This window comes from Siminovitchia acidinfaciens (assembly GCF_003605385.1).
GTDB lineage: Bacteria > Bacillota > Bacilli > Bacillales > Bacillaceae_C > Siminovitchia > Siminovitchia acidinfaciens.
Genome location: NZ_QYTV02000008.1, coordinates 109,069 through 134,100, shown reverse-complemented (window position 1 = coordinate 134,100; position 25,032 = coordinate 109,069). Strand labels below are relative to the sequence as shown.

Below are 25,032 nucleotides of genomic sequence, written 5' to 3'. Positions count from 1 at the left end.
AGCGGCAGGATGTCGCGTTCTGATCCTGCCAGCGCTTGTCACCCCTAAGCAGCCGGCTTCCGATTTTCGACTGTCTAGCTGCGGCCGGCAGGGGCTCGAGGTCGCTTCGGTCAAGTCAATGAAGTCAAAGAACGACTTCACTGTCTTTCCCTCCAGCACTTGTCGCCCCTAAGCAGCCGGCTTCCGATTTTCTATTCAGTCTGTACGTCGATGAACAGGCTGCTTGCGCTTTTGTTACTTACCCCTCGTGGCTGATCTGCCAGCCGATGCCAAACTTATCTGTCACTTTTCCGTAGTTTTTGCTAAAGAACGTTTCCTGCAGTTCCATCTCAACCGTGCCACCTTCACTCAGCTTATCGAAAGCAGTTTTTAATTTTTCCATATCATCACTTACAAATGCAAGGGTGATACCATTTCCATAAACCACTTCATTCCCAGGGAAAGTATCTGAGAACATCACATTACTGCCCTCGATTGTTAAGCGAGTATGCATAATTCTGTCCTTAGCTTCTTCAGGAAGAGGATATTCTGGATTGGGCGGAGCTTCTCCAAAGGTCATGAACTGGGGATTCTCCGTTTTAAAAGCTTGTGCATAAAATTCCACAGCTTCCCTGCAATTTCCATCAAACATAAGGTAAGCATCGACTGACATGTCAACCACTCCTTTTCATAACGATAGGTTGATTATATCACCGAACTTCCTTCACACCAAAAAACACAGGCAGATCGCCTGTGTTTTTTTGGTAGCTTATTTGTTTTGAGCTTCCTGCTCTTGAAGTCTTTCCCGCTCCTGTTTTCCATATACATATTGTTTCGGATCTACTGGGGTCCAGCTGTCATTTGGTGTATAGAATCTCAATAAATCTCCATACATTACCTTGTCAGACAGCTGCAGGTCACGCATGACAGAGTCATTGACCTTTTTCATCTCTTCCGTCGGTTCTTCAATCTTTTCTTTCGTGGCGTTATCATAATACACTCCATCGACTTTGCTGAACTTCTCAGTCATGAAGTCGCCGTTTCTAAACGGAACATATGCTTTATGATCCTTTGAGAACAGGTCAGTCCCCATCAGGATATAGTCTTGGGCTTTAATGCCTTGCAAATGCAGCAATGTCGGTACAACATCAATTTGACCCGCATACTCATGGTTCACACCTTGGCCCTTTACGCCAGGCACTCTGATCATCAATGGAACACGCTGCAACTCAGCATGTTTCAACGAAGTAATTTCTTCTCCGAGCAGTTCCTGCATCGCCCGATTATGGTTATCAGAAATACCGTAGTGGTCTCCGTATAACAAGATGACTGAATCCTCGTATAATCCTTCAGCCTTCAAATCGTTAATGAACTGTTCCAAAGCCTCATCTAAATAGCGGGCAGTCTGGAAATATCTGTCCACTGACGGGTCTCCCGTTTCAGCCGGCGCAATCGTGGCATCCTCTTCATCAATCAAATAAGGATGGTGATGCGTCACCGACATGAGGTGGGCATAGAATGGCTGTTTCAACGATTTGAGCATAGGAATCGATTCTTCAAAAAACGGTTTATCCTTCAACCCATAACCAATCACGTTCTCATCGGACATGTTGTAGTAGCTGGCATCAAAGAATTCATCCACACCAAACTCTTTATATATTTCATCCCGGTTCCAGAAAGACTTGTAGTCGCCGTGAAGCACCGCGCTTGTATATCCTTGCTGATGCAAAATGGCCGGCAATGCCTGATACGTATTGTTGCCTTTTGTAACAAACGCCGAGCCTTGAGGCAATCCATACAACGAATTGTCCATAATCAATTCAGCATCCGCTGTTTTCCCCTGCTCCGTTTGATGGAAAAAGTTATCAAAATACGTGTAATCAGAATCACGGACCAAGGAATTCAAGAAAGGAGTGACCTCTTCCCCATGAAGCTTATAATCAATCAAAAATGTTTGGAAAGACTCCAAGTGAATCTTAATAATATTTTTCCCTTTGGCTTTTCCAAAATACTCCGGGTTAGGCTGTGCAAATTTGCTCTTCGTATAATTCTCTACTTCTGTAATATCGTCACTGGAAGCCATGACCCTCTGTTTGGACGAATTAATACTTTGAATAGCATCATAAATTGTAAAGTTGTAAGCACCTAGATATTTTACAATGTAATTCCGGTCAAACGTCCGTTTCAAAAGCTGAGGACGATCGATCTCAGCTAAGCCCAAGTTGACAACGAACAATACAACGCCAGATGTCAATACCATCAAAGGCTTGCGAATCTTGATCCTTTCGGTGGACCAGTTCCCCTTAGCCATGATGAAAAAGACGATCATGATAATGATATCCAGCGCATAAAAAATATCGTGCCATGCAACCAGGTTTGCGATACTTCCCCCAAGACTGCCGAAGTTGCTTGTCTGGGTCAATGTCGGAATGGTAATAAAATCACTGTTAAAGCGATAGAAAACTACATTAGCGTATAATAAGAAGCTCAAAGCTGTATAAATAGAAATCAACCATACGCCGATCCTCCTACCCTTCGCAAACAGGGCTAGACCAAGAAAAATCAGAGCAGAATTCAGTGGATTGAAGAACAAAAGGAATTGTTGCATCCCGTTCTTGATCCCCAGGTTGAATTCCGTTTGATAAATAATGTACGTTTTAATCCAAAAGAAAAACACCATCACTGTAAAAAAGCCCGTTTTTGTACTTAAGAATTTCTTCATTATATTCACCTCAAATAATCTAGGGCTGTCTCATTAACAAAAAATAACCCAAAACAGCATCCTGTCTTGGAGTTCATCGTTAGTTAAGTCTACATGTATAGGAAACTCATTCTTTAAATTTGAGTTCACTTAAAATTGATACTTAATAATTAAACCACATGTTCTGCAATCAGTAAACCCATAAGATATACTGGAACCCTTATCATCAATAATAAAAATGTGGAAATTCCAGGTGCACAAAGGCACGATATGGAATGTGATGGGGTAAATAAAATTCGTTTTACAAAAAAGGCCATATTATGACAATTGATACAAAATGAACACAGCGCGGAAGGTTGCGGGGGTGCAAATGCCGGTATTTATAGCAATATATCTCGTTTGCCGACCTGGCTACTTCACTCTGCTGCATTCTGCTGCGATGCCTACCGTGTTTTCGTTTCGGGGGCATCTTCGGAAGGTACTAAGCCCATCACCTGCCGTGTACCGTTTTGCTTCTACGTGTCCTAACGCTCAAAATAAAAAAGGTATGATCAAAGCAGCACTGCTTCGCTCATACCCATTAAAAAACTTAGTTCTTTTTTACCGTAATTGTCCACGCAGCCTCTCCAAGCTGCTCATAGTTTGTGACTTCATATCCAGATTCAGCCGCCCAGCGCGGAATGCTTTCTGTCGCTTGCGTGCAGTCGAAATTGATCACCAGTTCATCGCCTGCAGAAATTTCTTCTATCGCTTCTTTTGCTTCAACCAATGGAAATGGACAAACCTTCCCCATTGCATCTAATGTTTTTGCCATTTTATGATCCTCCTATGCAGTAATAGTTGTGTCTGAAACAACTGTTTTCTTTTTAACCTGTGGACGAATGAAGACAAAATAGGACGCAGTCCACGTTCCCAAGATGATAAACAATAGTGAAATCCACCCTTGCCATGTCATCATTGCGGTCATCACCAAACCGTTCCCAATAGAACAACCACCCGCAAGGCTTGCTCCAAACCCCATCAAATTCCCTCCGAGAAAACTGGAAATCCCTGTTTTCACATCAGGCATTCTAAAGCGGAATTCGCGGCTGGCTTTAGCTGCGATGAAAGATCCGAGGAAGATTCCAAGAACTAAAAATACTCCCCAGTTAATAAATTGATTATCTCCAGTCACTAAAAATTGGAGGATATTAGCAGACGGTGCTGTAATTCCCAAGCCGAACATCCTGCCTGTTGCCTCACTGAGAGGCCACGCAAGCAAAGCAATCACTCCAACTAGGACAGCGGTAAAGAATGGATGCCAGCGTTTTTCAAATAGCAAATGACTTAATCCTGTCCGCTTAGGCTTCATTGTAGGAATGGCAATTTTAGGCTTCTTCAATTCTTTTATGACTACCCAAAGAACAATTGCAATGAAAATGGCAATAAAAACCCAAACGGATATTCCTGTAGTTTCTGCAATGGAATTTGACGATGTCTGTACAGATTTCATCGATTGATCGACAGGACCCAAAATTCCCGTTCTCATAACTGCGCTCATAAACATGTACCCGAACAATGCAATCCAGCTACCAAGCAGTCCTTCACCTGCCCGATACCATGTGCCCGTTGCACATCCACCCGCGAGCACAATGCCGATTCCGAAGATAAAGGAGCCGATAATTGTGGCCATCCATGAAAAACCACCGGCATCAAATTGAACGATACCCAGTTCAATTAGCGTATATACTCCTACACTTTGAACGGCAACTGCTATCAATAATGCATAAAACATGCGGTTGTCTTTTGCTATATACATATCACGGAATCCACCTGTCAGACAAAAGCGCCCTCTTTGCATGACAAAACCAAGAAGCGCCCCGCACAAAAGGCCCGTAACAATCATTTGAAACATCTTGTTTTTTCCTCCCCTTTTAAAACAAAGTAAACTCATAGGATTTATTAAGTTATTTTAGAGCTTTCCGTTAAATTCGTCAAGGGGAAAATGTGAAGTTAATAAAATAAAGCTGGAAATAAATGTGATAAAATAGATTAAGGTTATTCAAGAGCTGCCGTTGAAATCGTCAGCAGACTTTCCTGAAAATTATGATCATACTTATTTAATTCTGCTGGTATTCACAATACATGCAACCATGGAGGTAAATATGAAATACGAGACGATACTATTCGATATGGACGACACCCTGTTTGATTTCAGACTTTCGGAAAAAGAAGCACTGGAAAAAGTTTTTCTGGAATTTGGGCTTCCTGGCGAGGTGATGGATTATCGTCCAAGCTATAAAGAGATCAGCTCCGTATTATGGGCAGAGCTGGAGCAGGGAATAATATTGTTATCCGATTTGAAAGTGGAGAGGTTCAGAAGGCTGTTTCTTAAACATGAGCTTGAGGTCAATGCCAAAGAATTCGGCAACAAATATCTCGAATATTTAGGTATGGAATCCCATCTTAAACAGGGTGCGGCCGATTTATGCACCAACCTAACTGATTGTCGGCTCGCTATATTAACAAACGGATTTCAGGATGTCCAAATTTCCCGGGTTCAAAGATCTTCACTTCAAAATAGATTTGAAGAAGTAATTACCTCCGAAAAAGCTGGATTTCAGAAACCTGATACTAGAATTTTTGATTATGCATTTTCCAAACTCGGGATTAATGACAAGACTAGAGTTTTAATCGTAGGGGATTCCTTGACTTCTGACATTCGTGGAGGAATAAATTACGGCATCGATACATGTTGGTTCAATCCGGATCAGCAGGAAAATCATACAGGCGTTTTGCCGACCTATGAAATTAAGGAATTGACAGACCTTTTAAAAATTGTGTCCCGTGAAGTTAGTCTGAACGTTTAAGCTGCAGCATTTTCACGGTAATAACAATTTTAAGTTTTACTGAGCGAAAAAAGGAAAAAGGAATAGTAACCAGTTTGAAGGAGGCAGAAAAAATGAGTATTATTTTCGTAAAAGCAAGAGAAGCATTTGAACGAGACGCTGAACGCATGAAGACGAACAAGCCTCCAACTGTCCCAATAACTAAAAAAAGTAAATAATTTTTAAAAACGAGTGCAGTGAGATTCTCTGCACTCGTTCCTTTGTCCTCTAACTAACGAGTGTGAAGTAGCTTCCTGGAAAATAAATACAGATTATTTTCCCTGCAAAACGGCATGCCACCCCTGAAGAAGTTCCTTTTCACGTACGGAGTCCATCCCAGCCTTCCTCTGATCATTTACCCTGCACTGCCTTTCCCAAATTAACGTATCCTCGATTGTCTGGGATAATGGACGAAAGGTTAACCCCATTTGCGCAGCATTCCGGTTATTAATAGCCATAAACCCGTTCCATGGCTTTTCTTCGCCCTGCAACGGAAATTCCTCTGGAATCCAAAGTGGCATCTCCACCCACGGACCGACTTTATTTTCCATAAGATATCTTTCAGAAACCCAAGTGAATTCAGCATCGCTGCCGCTTACTTCCTTACATTTTTCAAGCAAAGCTCCCATTGTTAACACATCTTGGGGACCGACTGCATTATAGGTTCCGGTTATATTCTTTTCCGCCATTTGGACGACCCATTCAGCCAAATCCCTCACATCAATGAACTGAATGGGACGCTCTGGGCAGCCTGGCGCTAAAACTTCCCCGCCTTTAGCAACTCTGTCCACCCAATAGGAAAAGCGATCTGAATAATCGTACGGACCGACAATCAGCCCTGGGCGAACCGTCAAAACCTTGCCGGGAAGTTCTTTTTCCGCAGCTTGCTCACTCAAGGCCTTCAGTGGCCCGTAATAATCGTAGACCGGCCCGGCAGTATCTCTCGTCACTTCCTCGGCCTTATCCTCATCCATCGATTGGACAGTTCCGCTTTCATCAATCCCGGGAACAACAGGATCCTTATAAACGGAGATGCTAGAAATGTATGTATAATGCTTGACACTGCCCAACATTATGCACGATTTCCTCACTGTCCTGGGAACGAACCCGCACGTATCAATAGCTGCATCCCATTCCCGTTCCCGGAGTGCTTTCAGGCTTCCGTCTCTATCCCCTATGAGCCGTTCTACTTCCGGAAAAACATCTTGGTCGCTCCCTCTGTTAAACAGCGTTACTTTATGGCCCCTTTCCAGTGCGGATTCCACCAGATGACGTCCCAGAAACCGGGTCCCTCCCAAAATTAAAATGTTCATCTCCATACCTCCCTCCTTTTATCCTTATTTATTCATTTTTTGTTCGGTTATTCCTTTGGCATTCCAGAACAAAAGCGCAAGCGCCTGTTCATCGACGTACAGACTGGAGTGACTCCAACGAGATAAAGGAAACACGGCGACGTAGGAGCCAATGTTGACTTATCGTAGGCGGAGGCGCGAAGTCTGCTAGTCGATAGGTGCTGGAGCTGGACAGAGAAACAATATTTTTATACGAATATTTATAAAAAATTTATGCTTTCTCTCTAGATATAAGAGGGCCGAAAAAAATCGGCCCTCCTGAAAAGTACTATGCTTTTGTCTTTAAGTTTTTCAAAACATTATATCCGAAACAGAAAACACCGAGAACTGTAACGACTCCTCCAAGTGTTGCGATAAGGAAAAAGACGGGACTTACCTTCATTATGGCAAGCGCAATGCTGACCATCATGACAGGCAGACCAAGGTTGTGAAGCCAGAAATGCGCTTTTGCAGCGGATGTCAGTGTTAAATGAGGAAATAACAAATATAAAATACCAGCAAGCGCAAGTGACATCCAACCGAGCAGATTAATGTGAACATGGACTGTGGACAAGGCGAATACATGCGTGAAAGACATGTAAAGCCCGAGGGAAATGCCAATCAGAAAATACACCACAGCAATTTTTATCAGCTTAACACCCATAAAAAACCCCCCTCATACCTTTTTCGTTAATAAATATATGAGTAGGGCATATCATGTATACGTTGGCCGAAAAATTTTTGCGGCTTTTTAAAGCTAATTTTTCGCATTACGAATCCTATCTCTAATTTTCGCCTTATATTTTTCAAGAAAAAAATAAGCATTAAAAGCCCGCTTTTTCTTCGGCCGATAAACCTTTAGACAAACATGCTGTCCTTCGGTCAACAGTTTCACATCCGAATTTGCTTCTCCAAACCCGAAAACCGGGGTGGACAACTTTGGCTGTAAAAATTGATGGAAGTTCAAACAGGAAATACTAATATTTATATCCCATTGGCCTTTGTGCAGTTTTTGAAGCTCAGTAAATTCACCTTTGAATATCAATAAGTTTGGATTTTCCCAGTTGACCTTCAAAGGGGCATAAATATCCTCCATGTCTTTTCGTTTTCGCAGCTGCAGGAAAAGAATTGTTTTATGCCGGAAAGCCGCCTCAAGTCCGTTGAAACGGATCTTGCCTTTTATTTCAATACCCATTTTGTTAAAAGCAACATTCGTAAACTCCGCTTCAACTTCTTTTATATGAACCCTTTGGTCCTTCTGCTTTCTTGCCTCTTCTAAAATTAAATTCCATCTATCAGCCAACCTTTTTTCCGCAAATACTTCTGTGACCTTCATTGCTTCCTTGCTTAAAGCAAGCCGCTTTTCCATATTTATAAACAGATCAATCATTGTATCTGCCAAGCCTTTTATATCACCAGGTTCAACCAGAAGACCATTTTTTCCGTCAGTGATAATGTCAACTGGACCATATTTACAGGCATAACAAATGACTGGCGTTCCGATACTCATACTTTCGATGATCGACATGCCGAACGCTTCGGACTTTGAAGTAATCAATGAAAAGGCAGCCCTTCGGTAAGCCCCTTCAATATCATTGGTAAATCCCTTGATAAAGACATTCCTGTCCAATCCTAACCTTTTAATTAGCCTTTTGTACCGATACTCTTCCTTGCCAAATCCCCAAATCTCAAGTTTGGCTTCAGGCACTTTTTTGACCACTCTTTTAAAGGCCTTAATCGCATGAGGAATCTGCTTGATTCCTGAATATCGTGCAAGCATGACTGCTAAGTATGGATCATGCGCTTCTCCGCTTTCATTTGGTACAAGTGCAGGATGTCCGACAGTATGGATGGTGGACCGGCGGCCAAACCTGTTGCCGATATCTTCAGCCTGCCTCTCAGTTAGAGTAACAACAGCGTCGAAATGGTTCATGCGACCAAATAGCAATTCATTCCTTTTTACAAGCGTACTCCCATATTGATATGGTGATTGTAGATGATTGCTGTGTAAAACAGCCACCTTAGCCATCTTATTATTTTTGACCCCCATGAGAATCTTATCTGTAAAACGGCTATCTGACAGCAGAATCGCTTCCCTGTTATTAATAAGAGATTGAATAAAATGATGCCGATAATCTTTTACCGTTTTAAATGATTTTCTGATAGTTCCATTCCTATCCAGCCATACGTAACTAACGGGTTGGAAATTTCTTTTTAAAAAACACCGTCCGTCTTCTGCAATCAATAGCTCTTTTGTTGCTTTTCCGTTCTTATCATCATAATGCGTCACTTTTCTCGGCCGACCTTTGCGGTCGTATAGGACATGCTTTTTTAAGGGATGAACCAAAGAAATCTCTTCGGCACTGTTATTCGAACCTTGAATAGGAGCCTGCGGAACTATATCCGGCAGACTCTTCAAAAATTCATACACATTATGATGCTTGATCTTGTCATTCCAAAGACCAATCTCATTGTAATGTTGGATCACGTCCTCATAATCCGGATTAAAGTCGAAGGTGATCAAACCAACTTCTTCATAGAACCGACTCAACATTTTTGCACGCTGAATGGCTGCCCGGGTCATCCCACCCCTAACCTTTTCAATTGAATGCAGCATGAAATACACGGCGTAATCGTTCAAAGCAGTTCATCCTTTTGTATTCTATCTTCTTATAGGGATGGACAAAGATTTTAGAATATAAACTGCCCTAAAATAAAAAACACCGCATAATTACGGTATGTGATTAGCGAGGTTCTAATAAATACGGCTGGATTAAAGTTTGTATTCATTTGTTTTACTCAGTACTCCTGAGAATAATGCATGAAAGGCTGGGCTGTTTGTTTAAAAAGCTTTTCGCTTCTTTATTGGTAAATAACCCTTATCATGTGTATAGTTTTTAACCCATCTAAATCTGTACTTATGGGTCAACACCACCTCTTTTTATAAAGTTTTTAGCCTGAGTTAAATTGGTGATTATATAGAACCCACTTCCACAGTCAGTCTGATGGCTGCACCTCTCTAATGAAATTTGAAAAAAGTAATAAATTAATTTACTTGTAGTCCCATGATAAAATATCAGGTAATCTTAGGAGTGATCAGCTGTAGCCTACTATTTAGCCTCCACTTTAACTTTAGCTGGAAATATCTATTTGAATTCATGCAATTTTAAAATGACCCCATTCAGGTAAGAGGAGTGACCACTTTGACAGAAGTATTCCCGATTATTGTCCCAGTCAGATCTTCCTTAAAAAGCATCAATTTTTATTTACTTAAGACAGACGAGTCCCTCATATTGATTGATGCGGGTTTAAATAACAATGAGTGCTGGAATGCTTTGAACGATACTTTGAACAAAAATGGGCTGGAGATTAAGGATATTTCCCACATCATTCTGACCCATCATCATATCGACCACGTCGGACTCGTAAACAGAATCGCATCTACAAATCCCGTTCCGGTGTACGCCCACCCTCTTGCCTTTCCGCGCTTGAGAAGAGATGAGAAATTTATCTATGGGAGAATCGAGTTTTTTAGCAAACTTTACAAGGAAATGGGCTGCGGCGAATCCGGGAAGAAGCAGATTGAGCACCTAAGGAAAGCAGCAGAGGCAAATGAGTCACAAAAAATTGAATGTGATCTTTATGAGTTGAGTCCGGGCCGCTTTGAAAATTTTGAGATTATTGAAGTTCCCGGACACGCACCAGACCAAATTGCTCTATATGCCGCGGACGAGGATTGGCTTTTTGCAGGTGATCTGTTGATCAGCCATATTTCCAGCAATGCCTTGGTTGAGCCGGACGCAACCGGAGAGAGAATCCGTTCGCTTTCTGCCCATAACGATTCATTGAAAAAAGTCCTGTCTACTCCAATGGATACAGTCTTTTCTGGGCATGGGGTCTTGATTGAAAATCCTCGTGAATTGATTGAAAAAAGAATGGCAGGGATTGGGAGGAAGGCCGAGAAATTCCTGGGTTTGGTAGAGGCTGGATATGCAACAGCGGGCGACATTGCGCGGGCATATTATAAGGATATATACGAGAAGCAATTCTCACTTGTCATGTCGGAAGTGATTGGGCATTTGGATTATTTGGAGGAGAGGGGGAGGGTTGGGAAAGAGTTAGTGAACGGAATTTGGCGGTATGTTTCCAAGCAAGTTGCTCGGCTGTGAGTCAGCCGAGCCCCGGTTTTAAAACATACTTAATTGATAATTCTCCGACAGTAATTCCAGCAACTTAATTCCAGCAATACTGTTTCCCTTTTCATCTAGGGCTGGTCCGAAAATCCCGATCCCAAATCTTTCAGGAACGGCCCCCATAATTCCGCCAGAAACACCGCTTTTGGCAGGAATCCCGATTTTAATTGCAAATTCCCCGGAGGCGTTATACATACCGCAAGTCACCATGAATGTTTTGCATATACGCGCAATATCTTCAGGGATAAGCTGTTTTTTGCTGTCAGGATCATAGCCGTTCATCGCAAAAACCATTCCAATTCTTCCCAATTCTAGACAATTCATTTCGATTGCACACTGCTTCGTATATAAATCCATTAAATCCTCAACATCTTCGTCCAGGACTTTATGTTGCCTTAAAAAGTAGCAAAGTGCCCTGTTCAATTGGGATGTTTCAAACTCTGAACGAGCCACTTCTTCATTAACTTGAATAGAAGGATTATTTGCCATTTGTCTGATTAATGATAAAAGGCGCTGAAGCCTGTTCTCGACCTCTTCTCCTTCGATCATATGCGTTACAACAAGAGCACCCGCATTAATCATGGGATTCAGAGGTTTAGCAGGAGCCGTAGTTTCCAGCTTTGCTATTGAATTGAAGGGGTCGCCTGTAGGCTCCATTCCAACTCGCTGAAAAACTTGTTCTTTTCCTCTGTCCATTAAAACAAGTGCAAGGCTAATCACTTTTGAAATACTTTGCAGTGTAAACTTTTTCTCAATTTCTCCCGCGGAAACACATTCTCCATCGGGATAATAAATAGCAATGGATAAATCATCCGGACGGGCTTTTCCAAGTACCGGAATATAATCAGCTATATGACCGAATGTTGTACAATTTCTCGCTTCATTAACAAAAGCCTTTAATTCTTGATTGGAGCGACACGCCATATTCATCACCATTTGGTAGTATGTACTAAGAGGATTATTTATATAAGAAATTGAATTCATCTTTTCACTCTAGCTGAAGTTTGAGTAACCTTTTTTAATAATCCTCCGATTGTGGGCGGCTTTTCCTTATAGTAAGCTCTTCGAACAATCCACCACATGACAACAACGCCAATGACATCCTTGATGATATCCACTGTAGAAAATGACCGATACGGAGTGAATAATTGATGGATTTCATCAACAATCCCATATAAAATGGCCGCTCCCATGGCTAGTATTTCTTTTTTCTTTGTAAGATTTCCATAAGTCAAGAAGGCTATAATTATCAGTAAATATAAAATCCCAAACTCAATCAAGTGAGCAAGTTCCAAACAAAAGCCTATTAGTACAATCAATCGAAAGCTTAGATAATTAGAGAGTCGGTACACTGATTCAGGATTAAACCAACTGGATTGTACCCAAATGAATAAGATGTAAAGATACGGCAGTATTCTTAAAACATACTTGCCAATAAACATAGCAGCACCACCAGTTAAAAAATTACGGCTGCATCTGGGTAGTGGCTTCATTCCTGTTTAACTAATTTATTGTTTCGATTCAAGTCTTTTTCTGACATTTCCAATTTACCATTATAGATCGTATTATTTTCCACCATGTATGGTGGAGCATCAGTACCTGCATTAGATGTGTCTATTGCTGAATTTTCCTTATTCGTTTGAAGTATGTTCCCCTTAATAGTTACACCAAATACATTTGTATGTATCGGATTCCCGTACGGTCCTATCTTAATGAGTGGCGCATTGTTACTGTTATTTTTAGCTAACACCTTGTTGTCCAAAAGTTCGAAGTTCTTGGCACCTAAAACGTAGATGGCAGCCTCATTTTCGATATCTTCTTTTACTTCTAGTACTGAGTTCTTAATAGTAACGTCCGGATTTCCATACGTACTATCTACAATCAACAAATTTTCTTTACCTTTTATAAGACATTCGTCCAAAACATACTTCCCAGCATTATTAATTGCAAGGCTCCCTGCCTTGAAGGAACATTGATTATATGTACCAGCAGGAAGGACGGTCCCTGATCCATCACTATCTTCCACTTTCAATCGATCATAGACATTTTGGCTGTTCCCTGGCCCTAATATTAGACCTTGCTTTTGCGTTTTGGCATTAATAGCAACATCTCTCAAATGAGCCGATTTGTCTGCAATATAGAGAATCCAAGGTTGATTTCCATTATGCTCCATTGTTACATTTGATATCTTCTGGCCCTCTTCACTTCCGACGCTAAGGCTGGCATCGACGAGGGTAGAATTGCTAAAAGTAATATTCTTCCCTAAAAGTGTAATGGCGCCGTTTTTGAATTGGTTGTTGTCAGCCATGGCACTCTCTGAATTCAAGGTTAAACCTGAACCAATAAAGTTGTTATCCTTTATGACAACATCTCCCTTAAACCCTTGATCTGCAGCCAATCCGACGCTTTCTTTTAGATCTTGTTCAAAATGGTTATCTTCAACCCGGACATTCTCACCGTAAGCGAGGACAACCTGTATGATGTTGTCGGTGAATCTATTCCCTTTAATGATGGTGTTCCTTCCAGGATAAAATCCCGGTTCGATATCAATGCCACTTTCTGGGGCAGTCCCATTCGTATGATGAATATGGTTATTAAAGATTTGCACACCATCTGACCCGACCAAGCTGATCCCCTGTCTTCTGTTGTAGCCGATGTCGGAATTCTTAATAGTGATATTCTTCGAAATGGCGACGGTCATCCGATCTACCTTGACTCCTTTTGTTGAAGGCGCTTCAAATACCGCACGGAAATAATCAGCGCCCTCCGGGATTAATGACTCACCTGAAATGAAGTCTATTTGTTTATCCGCTTTAATAAAACTACCGTCTTTTCGATAAAAATACACATCTACTTTACTGCCTTCGTCGATTCCCTCAGGAAGCCAAAAATATATATTTTTGTATGATTCATACTCCGGATCATCGAAATTAGTAACCGTCCGGTTATTGGTTCTTACCATCCCTTTTTCTTCAACAGGATTTCCCTTATCATCAATACTTCCCAACTCTAAATCTTCTTCCAAAATTGGAGACCCCGTAATAGTGGTTCCGCCCACAAAAATTCCGTCTCCAGTAAACTGTTCTGCTTTTACTCCGTCGATAACTATATTTTCCGCACCAACTATTTCAATTCCGTATCCCCATTCATGAGTTCCCGCTGATTCAGGACCCTTTTTTGAGTAATCATGATGATCACGATCCCCTAGGAAAGTGCCGCCTTTCACAGTCACATTTCTCACTTCTTTTCCGAGGGAAAGAACTGCATAGCCTTCATATTCATTTGCCTCTTTTTGCAGGATTGTTTTTTCACTTAACAGCAGATCCATGTCGCTAACCATTTTGATACTCGCTTCGGAATCATCTTGTTCTGTACCTTTGGAAATGAGATACGTTCCATCCGGAATTTTAAAGGTTTTATAATCGTTTTCCTTTGCCCATTTAAGTGCAGCATTGATCCCTTTAGTAGTCTCCCGCGGATGAGTCCCATCTTTATGAACGCCCCATCGGTCCAATTCAAGTTCATAGACTGGATTTTTAAGCGTACTTTTGTTTTGACCTGCGGATTCTGAAGACGGTTTAATACCCCTATCGACTAAAACAATGGAACTTATTATTAAAGCCAATACAACTACGGATAATATCATCCATTTCCTCATATTATTGAGTCATCCTTATTGTTTCATTTAGGTATTTCTCGACCAGAACATCGTAATCCACTTGGTAGGACAAAACTATTTCAATAGCTTCCCGGACAGCTCCGTTCCCACCATTAAAATGACTTACAAAGCTTACGGATCTTTTAACAATATCTGCAGCATCTTTGGGAGCAGCTGAAAATCCAACTAATTTAATGACTGGTAAGTCATTGATATCATCACCCATATAAAATACATTTTGTAGACTTATATTAAGTGTTGTTACAATTTCATCTAATACTTCTTCTTTATTCGTAATCCCTTCGTATAAAAAATCAACACGTAACTCTTTTGCTCGAATGTGTACAGATTCAGATTTTCTACCAGTAATCATGGCAATCTTTATTCCGTGAAAACGAGCTAGACTAATCCCCATTCCATCCTTCACATGAAAACTTTTATATTCGACACCATCAGAACCAATCAATAGTTTCCCATCTGTTAATACACCGTCAACGTCTAATACGATTAATTTAATTTCATTTTTTTCCATCATTTAAAAACCCAATCTAGTAATATCATGTAAATGAATCATAGCTATTGGTTCATTCTTATCATTTACTACTGGCAATACATTGATTTTTTGATTTTCCATAATATTTAATGCCTCTACAGCTAAAGCATTTTGTTTAATTATGATGGGATTTTGGTTAAATAAATCTTTAACACAAAGATCCATAAAGTTTTTGATTTTTCCTAATGATCTTCGTATGTCTCCATCTGTTATAATCCCTACTAATTTACCATTGTCATCTATAATACTTGTTGCTCCTAATCCAGATTCAGTCATACTAAAAATCGCATCTTTAACTGTATTCGCCATGTTTAATTTTGGATTTTTTTTAGTAATCTCAATAATAGTGTTAACAGTGAGTAGTAATCTCTTTCCTAACGAACCTCCTGGATGATAAACAGCAAAATCTTCAGACGAAAAATTACGAGCTTTTAATAAGGCGACGGCAATAGCGTCACCTAAAGTAAGCATCAAAGTGGTACTTGTAGTGGGTGCCAATCCTAAGGGACAGGCTTCCTTTACCCTACCTATACAAAGCATACTATCTGCTTTTTTCGCTAAAGTGGAATATTCATTTCCTACAAAAGCGATAAGTTTTGCACCTATTCTTTTAATCGACGGTATCATATTGATAACTTCACCAGTCTCTCCGCTATTAGACAATGCCATTACAATATCAGAATTAGTAACCATACCTAAATCGCCGTGGAGCCCTTCGGCGGGATGTAAAAATAAAGAAGGGGTCCCAGTGCTCGCTAAAGTAGCAGTTATTTTGCGACCAATAATTCCGGATTTCCCGACACCAGTAACAATTACTCTCCCCCTGCAAGCAAGGATCATTTCTATTGTTTCAGCCATTTCTTGATTGACATCATCAATTAAGTTCATGATCGCCCGGGCTTCTTTGCCTAACACTTCTTTAATGGTCAAGATATGCTCATTAGCTGTTAATAAGTTTTCCACTGTTTAGACCCTCCTTTCTTTTTCACCTTCCTTAATAAGTCGATCGATTTCCACTATAGGTTTAAGATATTCCTCAAGTTCATCAAGTTTTATCATGTTTGGTCCATCCGATAATGCATGATCAGGATTCGGATGGACTTCTAAAAATAATGCATCAATACCTATTGCCGCTGCTGCTCGGGAGAGATACGGTACAAACTCTCTTTTTCCATCGGTACTTGTTCCTAAACCACCTGGTATCTGCACACTGTGCGTGGCATCGAAAACAACAGGGACGTTAAATCCTCTCATTGTAGGCAGCGAACGCATATCAACAACCAAGTTGTTATACCCAAACGTAGAACCTCGCTCGGTTAATAAAATTTTATCGTTTCCTGATTCTTTTATCTTTACTATGACATTCTTCATATCCCAAGGAGATAGAAATTGACCCTTTTTTATGTTAATGATTCTGTTTGTTTTAGCGGCATTTGCTAACAGATCAGTCTGTCTACATAAAAATGCTGGAATTTGAATAATATCAACTACCTCAGCTACAATCTCCGCTTGACCTGCCTCATGTATATCAGTCGTTACGGGAATGTTTAAAGCGTTTTTCACTTTTTCCAAGATCTCTAACCCTTTATAAATTCCAGGTCCTCTTTCCGAATAAATGGATGAACGATTGGCTTTATCAAATGATGCTTTAAAAACGAATGGAATATTAAGTGTTTCTGTTATTTTTTTAATAACTACAGCTGTTTCCATAACAAGTTGTTCACTTTCAATCATGCAAGGGCCTGCAATTAAAACGAAGGGATGGCTGCCACCAAAAATTATGTGATCCCGTAATTTAATTTCCTTTACCATAAAGTTCATCTCCAATGTTTTCTTTAGATTTTTATTGGAACTTTATTGTTGTTCATGATTTTTAGGGCAAATTCATAATCCTCTTTCGTATCAATATCAATTGCTTCAATATCATCTAGTTCTTGGAAATACGGCTTAAAGCCGATCCTTCTCCTATGGGTTAAAAAGTGCTCCTTCTTAAAGATATAAAATCCACTAGTTTCTATATATATAGGTTCGATATCCTGAGTCCGTGGAATATCATTGATTTCATAATTTAGTGTCTGCCCTTTATGCCAAACAAAAGTCTGCCTTTTCTGAACACTTAATGCAGAATCATAGTTTTCACTTAAAACGTTATATAATGCAACTTCTACCGATTTAGGAGTCATAAAAGGAGATGTAGTGTGCGCAAGTAGATAAATATCGCTGTCAACTCGACTGATAAAAGATCTATATATATCGTTGCCTTTAACCAGGTCCCCATCAAGATAACGATCTCGTTGTACAAATTTCACGCCCGTTGGTAAATAGTTCATAATTTTTTCATCACTACAAAAAACACATACTTCATCAATTGATTCGATCTCCAATAAAGTATTGAATATATACCAGCTTAATGGCTGGTCACCTAATGGTAGGATATTTTTATTTGGTAATCTCTGACTATTTAACTTAATTGGGACAAATGCGACTACTTTTTTTCTCATCTTTTACATCCCTCATCATTAAATTTTTAATGCTATCCAAAATAAAAAAATGAGCCTTGTTCATTATAAAGAACATGTGCCTCAAAAAATAAATAGATTTCCACAAATCCATTAATACACAATTCTTATAGGTTAAAGAAACTTCCATGGTAACAGAGACACTTTATAAAGAACAATTAACACTAAAAAAATAACATCTTTATGCAACAATGTCAATCACTTAATTTAATACTCACGAAGCACTAAATTTCCCCTTATTTCTTTCTGATAATACCGCATCGAGATCTACCCTTTCAAATACTTCAAGCATTCCTCCTCTAGTTGCATTATAAATTTTTATATTATTACGGTCGGCATATTTCTTCGCTACTTTGTAGGCGCTAATCATTTTATCACCTGCTAATAAAAATGTTGGATCTACGTAATCGTATTCTTTAAAGTGATGGTTCATATTACTTGAGTAGTTACAATCCGCCCCAAGTAAATAAATTTCATTAAATCCCATATATACAGCTATTTGAATGAGAGAATAGGTGATGGAATATCCATCATATACTACTGCAAAGGCATCATCACTAAATTTAGTCTTATACCTATGGTGTACCATATTATGTTTAAGCATATTAATTGGATAAACATAATAATCATCCGAATAAACTTTTTGTTTTGGAATTGTATCACCTATGAATTTACATTGGACATCTAATTTTTCTATATATTTTTGAAGTTTATTAAATACATATACCCCCTGAATACCAAAATAAGTTGGTCTCCAATCAGTTTCATCGAAAGCCAAACAAATTGAATTCATACTAAAGGTTATTTCATTTTTTAGCTTTTCCAGATCTTCAATTGTTAAACTTGGGCCCGTAGCTACAATAAAACACCTTTCTCCTTTATGCTTATTTTTAATTTCTCTTAACTTTTCGTAACGACTTTTTTTATCAATACGGGTAACTCTTAGGATTTTTTTTATATTGAAAATAATAATAGATGAAATATAAGGAATAATATTATACTGTAATTTTCTTATTTGTGTAATTAAATTATTTGTAAATCTATTACTTTTCAAAATTGATTTTAATGTCATATTTCCTACCCCATTTTGTCTAAATTGACTTAATAAAAGGAATGTTTAGCTACAAGTTTACTCAAAAACTTATTAAACTCTTTTAATATTGGTAGTAACCTGCTCTTTGGTAGTTGACAATGATCGTATAATTCTTTTTCTAATTTAGAAGTATTAGCTTGACGAATAGCTTCACCTTGTAAAAAGAACTGTTCAACATCTTGAGATTGATGAAATGCTAACATTTGTCGTTTTAGACTTTGCTCCTCTTTAGAGATATCAATTTTAATCTCTTTTTGCTTTGGTGATTGAGAGGGCAAAAAATTTACATCATGGGATCCTAGAGGTTGTTTTGGATTATATTCTGTCCATTCAAACACATTTGAATAGCCTATTTTTTCACATATAGACTTTACTACAAAGCTTGTCATATCATGATCCCCATGACCACCCTCAATACAATGTACGTATATTCGCCCAGGATTATATTTTTGTATTAACATTAGAATATCCACTGACATGTTTTTCAGATATCGTTGAGTTCCGCCATCTGGATATCCCAGACAAAATATATTTTCACTAGGAATATTGATAACTGCTAAAGCTTGAACTGCTTCTCGATACCTTACCTCTGATCTTCTTATTGATTCACTTTCTCTAATGTTCCAACTTTCGCCTACTCCTTTAGATCCGTTCGTAACAAAAATAATTTTTATGGTATCGCCCTTCTGACTATGTCGAGATAAAGTGGTTCCTAAACCTAATACATCATCATCAGGGTGAGCCGCAAAAACGAGAACATCAATATTATTATTTATGTTGTTATTTGGAAATTTACGGCCCAACATTTTACCTGGATATTTATATATTCCTCTTATATACTCTACCTTTTTTATTATTTTTTCATGTTCATGAATGTATTGAATAAAGTTAATGATAGGTTTTTTTACAATTCTCAAGATACTCACTCGCTTTATTTTTATTAAAAGACATTAACCTACACTGTCATATAATTTCTTTATTTCATACGTAGTATTTACATTAGTTCTTTTCAAATTGTTTTTAAACTTTACACATAAACTTTGGTTATTAATTAGAGTTTTGACGGCTGCATAAATTGCATATTCATCAAATTTTACAATCAAACCATTCTTTCCGTTTTCTATCTGCTCCCTGGCACCAGCAAAATCTGTTGTCACGATAGGCTTATTAAATACCTTAGCTTCGGCAAGTGAGATACAATATCCTTCATGTCTAGAGGGTTGGACGTATATATCACATTGTCTAATATAGTTATACGGATTTTGTTTTGTTCCTAATAAAATAAAGTGTTCTTCTGCACCGTGTTTTTTAATCAATTTTTCTAGCTCTGAACGACTATTACCGTCTCCAATGCAATACCACCTTATATTTTTCCCTTCTGTCCTCAATTTCATAAGAATACTAGGTATAATGTCTTGCCCTTTCTCTATGCTTAATCTCCCTACAGTTAAAATACGAATGCCATCGAATTGATCATTAAAACCTTCATCTTTTTCTGCCATTATAGCCATTTGTCTCGTGTCAAGAATATTATAAAATACAGATGTTTTTTCTTTTAGATTAGGGTATAGTTGATTGAACTTTCTCATTCCATATTTTGAAACGCAAAATACTTTGTCGTACTTTTCATAAAATTCTTTATAAGGTTTTAGCTCATTTACATAATTGGAGACATCAGCGTGGATCCAGGCGATTTTTGTTTTGGCTTTTATATTTCTTATCACAAATACTACAGGAAAAGACGCCGGAGGGTCATAGGCAATTGCTAAATCATATTCAGTTTTAATTATTGATATCATTTTAGAGTGATACCATTCTTGTTTAAAAACATTTTTAGTCATTTTAGCAAGGAGTGTGTACCAACCAATTTTAAAAGCACGAATAAATCTACCCCTCTTTGTACATTTCCAAATCTTTTCTATTGTAGTTTTTTCATAGCCGTATAAACACTCGACCTTTACGTGTTGAGGTATCTCATCCTCAAGCTCACCACCTGTGCCCATTACTAAAACAGTTACATTATACTTATCTTCAGGTATAGAATTTAGCATAGAAATCAATGCCCTTCCTATACCACCCATGACCATTCTCCTAGTCACAATAACAATTTTTTTCATTTAATCATCCTATCCTAAAAGAATTCGAATTGATTAATTCATTATAAAGAACAATTATTAAAACACTTCCATCTTACCAATCTTTTTAAAGATAGGTATTACTAACAAAATTTTTATTCATCAAAGATTTATAAGGTCTTTTACTATTGGTCGTAATTTTCTTTTAGGTAGTTGGCAATGTTCGTATAATTCCTTTTCTAATTCAAAAGTATTAGCTTGACGAATAGCTTCGCCTTGTAAATAGATCTTTTCAACATCTTGAGAATGATGAAATGCTAACATTTTTCTTTTTAAGTTTCGCTCCTCTTCTGAAATATCAACTTTAATTTCTTTTTGCTTTGAAGAGTAGCTAGGCAAGAACTTTACATGTTGTGACCCTAGCGGCTGTTTTGGATGATATTCTGTCCATTCAAACACATTTGAATAACCTATTTTACTACATATAAACTTTACAACATAACTTGTCATATCATGATCCAAATGACCGCCTTCAATACAATGTACATATATACGACCTGGATTAAATTTTAGGATGAGCGTTTGAATATCCTCTGACATATTTTTCAAATACCGTTGGGTACCTCCATCTGGATAGCCCAGACAAAATATATTTTCTTTAGGAATATTTATAAGCGATAAAGCTTGGACTGCCTCCCTAAACCTTACCTCTGATCTTCTTTTTGATTCATTGACTTTCACTCTCCAGCTTGCACCATTTCCCCGAGAGCCATTCGTTACAAAAACGACTTTTATGTTATCATTATTCTTACTATGTCGATATAAAATAGTTCCTAAACCAATTACGTCATCATCAGGATGAGCTGCTATAACCAGAACATCAGGATTATTTTTCTTATTATCAAATGTTATTTTACGCCCCACCATTTTATACGGATATCTATATAATCCTCTTATGTATTCTATCTTCTTAATTAATGATTCAAATTTTCCGATACATTGTTTTAATCTAAGAGTTTGCTTATTAAAAATATTGATTCACCTACCAAATAAAGTTTAGCACTTAGCACGAATCATTCTTTATAGTGAAAACAATAAGAAAAATAATATCCACTAAATATACAACAATGTTATCCTATTTATAATTTAGACATGATATTATTTAGTGTCTTTTTTGGTTTTTTTCTAAAATACATATGTCTTCCTATTTGGTAAAGATAATCAATATCTTTATTTTTGATTGCGTTTAAATATTCTTTTGTAAAATATTCGGTTGAGCCTTTATTATGTAGGCTTTCCTTCACACTACTATTAGCTACATATATTCTTATAAGATCTTTTATTTCTGATTTACCAAGGTCACTTTCAAATAAATTATACAAACATGTTTTAAACGTGTTTAGTAACATGATGCATATTCCATTATAATGGTTGTCCTTTGTTTTTTGATAATGTTCCTCAATTACTTCCTTTTGTATTTGAAAACCATTAACCATATCCTCAAACAAATGAGGCATGTATTTATTTGTAAAACCACCTAATCTATAATAGTAAAGTGGTTTGTCTATGACTTTAACGCTCTTTGCTTTTAAGAATATCTCTAAATTTAAAAACAGATCATCACCTAAAAAGTTGATCCGATCTAAGTATTGCCCGCAATTTATTAGATATTCTTTTTTATATAACTTTGCACATAGGGATGATGGAAACGAATGTCCATGGAAGTAGGCAGTAATTAAATTTTTTTTGATTTCATGTTCATTATATAATTTGTTTCCATTAAAATATTCATTAGCATTTTTTTTCTTAACTGTTAAAATATCCCCAAAAACTTTATACATGTTGCATACTGTAATATCTACACTATTCACAATCGATTCATTGTAAAGTATTTCAATCATTCTACAATCAATCCAGTCGTCAGCATCCACAAACATGATATAAGGAGATCTTGAAGCTTCCACACCTCGTTTTCTAGTCATTATGCTTCCTTCATTTTCCTTGTCCATTACTCGGATTCTCTTATCTAGATTTGAATACCTTTTACAATTCGATAAACTATCATCAGTTGAACCATCGTTAACTAGAATTAATTCAAAATCTCTAAATGTTTGTTTAAGAATAGATTTTATGCATCTATGCAGCCTTTTGCCAGCATTATAAATTGGTACAACAACACTTACTTTACTCATAACCTACTCATCTCACTTCTATATATTAATCTATTAAGCGGGAGTCTGATTAACGTTAGAAAGATTAATAATTGTAATTTTTTTGTTTATTAATCATTTTGTTTACCTCATCTTCGGTAGTTAAAATTGGCTCTCTATCCATATCTCTAATCCAAAGCAATCCATCTGGAAGTGGATTCACTTTCTTTTCAAGCGTAGGGAATTTTCCATACAAAATAATATCCTTATATATCTTTGGCATATTAAGTCCCGCCTCGGTAAAGAAGTAGCAGGTAGTGAAAAAGCGCATATTAATTTCAGTTGGGTTCGGGAAATCATTTTGGTCATAAGTCATGTCGACACCGTATACACCGTGGGGTTTTTGATCGATGGCAAATATAGTATCCATAGCAACCTTATTAACTATTTCATCTGAGTATGTTTCGCCAATCCCTGTAATTCCAGTCACTCCTGATATCGTTCGATTTGCAAATCCCCACGATTTTCTCCGTCTCGTTTGGGCTACAACAAGATTTCCTTCGAACCAAATCGATAACCATGTAACGGTTTTTGTTGACTGAAGTAATTCAGATGCGGTAAAGCTTCCCCATCCGTTATATATATCTATCCAATTTTGAGCGAACTCAAAATCGTTAGTAGGTAATGCCCCCTTACCTCCAGCCCCAATTGTAGCCCTTAACCAAATTTTCCCTTCACTATCACCCAGTTGATTAAATGCACGCTTTAAATCATTTCGATCGTTAACAATGACAGTCTTTGGAACTTTAATCCCTTGAGCTTCCCACGTTTTAAAGGATAGATATTTATCTGTACATACTTCCAGCACATCATGCTCTGGCATAAAAACTTTAGTTCCACTTGCTGTAATTTCATCCCTAAACCTCGACGCCTCAAGAATTTCCCGATCACTCATAAATACCGCAAGTTCAGGTTTTTCATGTTCTATTAACCGCAGCAATGACCTTTTATAATCTTTTCCAAATGCATATTCATAGGGGATATGATGTTTAGTTTGGGCTTTTGAAGTAAAAAGGTTAAATGGATTCCTTGAAACCCCAATAATTTCTTCATTTTCATGCAGTTGTTTCCATGATTTAATGACATTTTCTGCTGGAGCTACACCAACATCAGAAATTAGAATTTTTTTCATATTAGGGACTCCTAGTTTATTTATGAATTAATAATGATTTGCCAACATTGCAGTTTGATTTTAAAAGCGTGTTCCTAATTGATTCATTCGATGTTCCGCATCATTCCTTTATAGCGTTCCATACTGTGATGCCCTTGAGAACTAACTCCTTCTTTTTTTATCACCTTTACTAAGGTTAATACTAATATCTTTATATCCAGCCAAAAGGATTGATGATCAACATACCAAATATCATAGTTAAACTTTTCATCCCAGCTTATAGTATTACGACCATTCACCTGGGCCCAGCCCGTAATTCCAGGTTTAACATTATGTCTCCGCGCCTGTTCCGGCGTGTATAAATGAAGATACTCCATTAACAATGGTCGCGGCCCTACTAAACTTAGATCCCCCTTAATCACATTGAAAAGTTGTGGTAATTCATCCAAGCTATATTTTCTTAGAAATTTTCCTGTCTTCGTTAATCTCAATCTTCCGGGAAGTAACGTCCCATTTTCATCCCTTTGGTCAGTCATTGTTCTAAATTTATATATATAAAAAGGCTTTCCATAAATTCCCGGCCGTATCTGTTTAAATATAATAGGGGTTTCCATACTAATCCGGACTGCAACTGCAGTAAAAAATAGAATGGGAGAAAATACAAGTACTAAAAGGGATGCACCAATTAAATCAACCATTCTTTTCATTACATTACACATCCTCATTAATAATCATTATGAAA

At 37.9% G+C, this 25,032-nt stretch carries 23 protein-coding genes; 2 read left to right on the top strand and 21 right to left on the bottom strand.

The window, feature by feature from the left end; genetic code table 11:
• Nucleotides 1-238: 238 nt before the first annotated feature.
• From D4T97_RS16130 to D4T97_RS16115, 4 genes are all read right to left on the bottom strand, one after another.
• Entirely contained in the window at nucleotides 239-652 is a 414-nt protein-coding gene (locus D4T97_RS16130) for a VOC family protein (RefSeq protein ID WP_126051788.1), read from the bottom strand.
• Nucleotides 653-748: 96 nt separating this feature from the next.
• Nucleotides 749-2,701, bottom strand: a complete 1,953-nt coding sequence (locus tag D4T97_RS16125) for an LTA synthase family protein (RefSeq protein WP_126051787.1) — start codon at nucleotides 2,699-2,701, stop codon at nucleotides 749-751.
• A 568-nt stretch (nucleotides 2,702-3,269) separates the two neighbouring features.
• The gene (locus D4T97_RS16120; protein ID WP_126051786.1) at nucleotides 3,270-3,494 is read right to left on the bottom strand and encodes a sulfurtransferase TusA family protein; all 225 of its coding nucleotides are present in this window, start codon (nucleotides 3,492-3,494) and stop codon (nucleotides 3,270-3,272) included.
• Nucleotides 3,495-3,506: 12 nt separating this feature from the next.
• Nucleotides 3,507-4,565: a YeeE/YedE family protein gene (locus tag D4T97_RS16115; protein ID WP_126051821.1), complete on the bottom strand. Its 1,059-nt coding sequence runs from the start codon at nucleotides 4,563-4,565 to the stop codon at nucleotides 3,507-3,509.
• A gap of 259 nt (nucleotides 4,566-4,824) precedes the next feature.
• On the opposite strand from D4T97_RS16115, the gene D4T97_RS16110 reads away from it, so the two are divergent.
• On the top strand, nucleotides 4,825-5,529 hold the full coding sequence (locus D4T97_RS16110) for a YjjG family noncanonical pyrimidine nucleotidase (RefSeq protein WP_126051785.1): 705 nt from the start codon (nucleotides 4,825-4,827) through the stop codon (nucleotides 5,527-5,529).
• 290 nt (nucleotides 5,530-5,819) lie between these two features.
• Here the strand turns inward: D4T97_RS16110 and D4T97_RS16105 are convergent, their stop codons facing one another.
• The 3 genes from D4T97_RS16105 to D4T97_RS16095 all read right to left on the bottom strand — a co-directional run bounded on the left by D4T97_RS16105 (nucleotide 5,820) and on the right by D4T97_RS16095 (nucleotide 9,519).
• Complete coding sequence (locus D4T97_RS16105) at nucleotides 5,820-6,860, bottom strand: NAD-dependent epimerase/dehydratase family protein (RefSeq protein WP_126051784.1); 1,041 nt, start codon at nucleotides 6,858-6,860, stop codon at nucleotides 5,820-5,822.
• Between the two features lie 307 nt (nucleotides 6,861-7,167).
• Nucleotides 7,168-7,542: a cytochrome-c oxidase gene (locus tag D4T97_RS16100; RefSeq protein WP_126051783.1), complete on the bottom strand. Its 375-nt coding sequence runs from the start codon at nucleotides 7,540-7,542 to the stop codon at nucleotides 7,168-7,170.
• 93 nt (nucleotides 7,543-7,635) lie between these two features.
• Nucleotides 7,636-9,519, bottom strand: a complete 1,884-nt coding sequence (locus D4T97_RS16095) for a glycosyltransferase (RefSeq protein ID WP_126051782.1) — start codon at nucleotides 9,517-9,519, stop codon at nucleotides 7,636-7,638.
• Nucleotides 9,520-10,072: 553 nt separating this feature from the next.
• Here D4T97_RS16095 and D4T97_RS16085 point away from each other — a divergent pair.
• Nucleotides 10,073-11,047 (top strand): MBL fold metallo-hydrolase, encoded by a 975-nt coding sequence (locus tag D4T97_RS16085; protein ID WP_126051781.1) that lies wholly within the window; start codon nucleotides 10,073-10,075, stop codon nucleotides 11,045-11,047.
• An 18-nt stretch (nucleotides 11,048-11,065) separates the two neighbouring features.
• On the opposite strand, the gene glsA is transcribed toward D4T97_RS16085, so the two are convergent.
• From glsA to D4T97_RS16015, 14 genes are all read right to left on the bottom strand, one after another.
• Complete coding sequence (gene glsA / locus D4T97_RS16080) at nucleotides 11,066-11,995, bottom strand: glutaminase A (protein ID WP_126051819.1); 930 nt, start codon at nucleotides 11,993-11,995, stop codon at nucleotides 11,066-11,068.
• Between the two features lie 56 nt (nucleotides 11,996-12,051).
• The gene (locus D4T97_RS16075) at nucleotides 12,052-12,513 is read right to left on the bottom strand and encodes a VanZ family protein (RefSeq protein WP_126051818.1); all 462 of its coding nucleotides are present in this window, start codon (nucleotides 12,511-12,513) and stop codon (nucleotides 12,052-12,054) included.
• A 47-nt stretch (nucleotides 12,514-12,560) separates the two neighbouring features.
• Entirely contained in the window at nucleotides 12,561-14,729 is a 2,169-nt protein-coding gene (locus D4T97_RS16070) for a right-handed parallel beta-helix repeat-containing protein (RefSeq protein ID WP_126051780.1), read from the bottom strand.
• 1 nt (nucleotide 14,730) lies between these two features.
• On the bottom strand, nucleotides 14,731-15,261 hold the full coding sequence (locus D4T97_RS16065) for a KdsC family phosphatase (protein ID WP_126051779.1): 531 nt from the start codon (nucleotides 15,259-15,261) through the stop codon (nucleotides 14,731-14,733).
• Between the two features lie 3 nt (nucleotides 15,262-15,264).
• On the bottom strand, nucleotides 15,265-16,245 hold the full coding sequence (locus D4T97_RS16060) for a KpsF/GutQ family sugar-phosphate isomerase (protein ID WP_235872283.1): 981 nt from the start codon (nucleotides 16,243-16,245) through the stop codon (nucleotides 15,265-15,267).
• A 3-nt stretch (nucleotides 16,246-16,248) separates the two neighbouring features.
• Nucleotides 16,249-17,094, bottom strand: a complete 846-nt coding sequence (kdsA, locus tag D4T97_RS16055; RefSeq protein WP_126051778.1) for a 3-deoxy-8-phosphooctulonate synthase — start codon at nucleotides 17,092-17,094, stop codon at nucleotides 16,249-16,251.
• Between the two features lie 23 nt (nucleotides 17,095-17,117).
• Nucleotides 17,118-17,783, bottom strand: coding sequence for an acylneuraminate cytidylyltransferase family protein (locus tag D4T97_RS16050; RefSeq protein ID WP_126051777.1), 666 nt, complete (start codon nucleotides 17,781-17,783; stop codon nucleotides 17,118-17,120).
• 232 nt (nucleotides 17,784-18,015) lie between these two features.
• Nucleotides 18,016-18,873 (bottom strand): 6-hydroxymethylpterin diphosphokinase MptE-like protein, encoded by an 858-nt coding sequence (locus tag D4T97_RS16045; RefSeq protein WP_126051776.1) that lies wholly within the window; start codon nucleotides 18,871-18,873, stop codon nucleotides 18,016-18,018.
• A gap of 29 nt (nucleotides 18,874-18,902) precedes the next feature.
• Nucleotides 18,903-19,811, bottom strand: coding sequence for a PIG-L deacetylase family protein (locus tag D4T97_RS16040; protein WP_126051775.1), 909 nt, complete (start codon nucleotides 19,809-19,811; stop codon nucleotides 18,903-18,905).
• A gap of 33 nt (nucleotides 19,812-19,844) precedes the next feature.
• Entirely contained in the window at nucleotides 19,845-21,011 is a 1,167-nt protein-coding gene (locus D4T97_RS16035; protein WP_126051774.1) for a glycosyltransferase, read from the bottom strand.
• Nucleotides 21,012-21,131: 120 nt separating this feature from the next.
• Complete coding sequence (locus D4T97_RS16030) at nucleotides 21,132-21,896, bottom strand: PIG-L deacetylase family protein (protein ID WP_126051773.1); 765 nt, start codon at nucleotides 21,894-21,896, stop codon at nucleotides 21,132-21,134.
• A gap of 212 nt (nucleotides 21,897-22,108) precedes the next feature.
• Nucleotides 22,109-23,161, bottom strand: a complete 1,053-nt coding sequence (locus tag D4T97_RS16025) for a glycosyltransferase family 2 protein (protein ID WP_126051772.1) — start codon at nucleotides 23,159-23,161, stop codon at nucleotides 22,109-22,111.
• Nucleotides 23,162-23,225: 64 nt separating this feature from the next.
• Nucleotides 23,226-24,311 (bottom strand): ATP-grasp domain-containing protein, encoded by a 1,086-nt coding sequence (locus tag D4T97_RS16020; protein WP_126051771.1) that lies wholly within the window; start codon nucleotides 24,309-24,311, stop codon nucleotides 23,226-23,228.
• An 83-nt stretch (nucleotides 24,312-24,394) separates the two neighbouring features.
• Entirely contained in the window at nucleotides 24,395-24,997 is a 603-nt protein-coding gene (locus D4T97_RS16015) for a sugar transferase (RefSeq protein ID WP_126051770.1), read from the bottom strand.
• Between the last annotated feature and the right edge of the window lie 35 nt (nucleotides 24,998-25,032).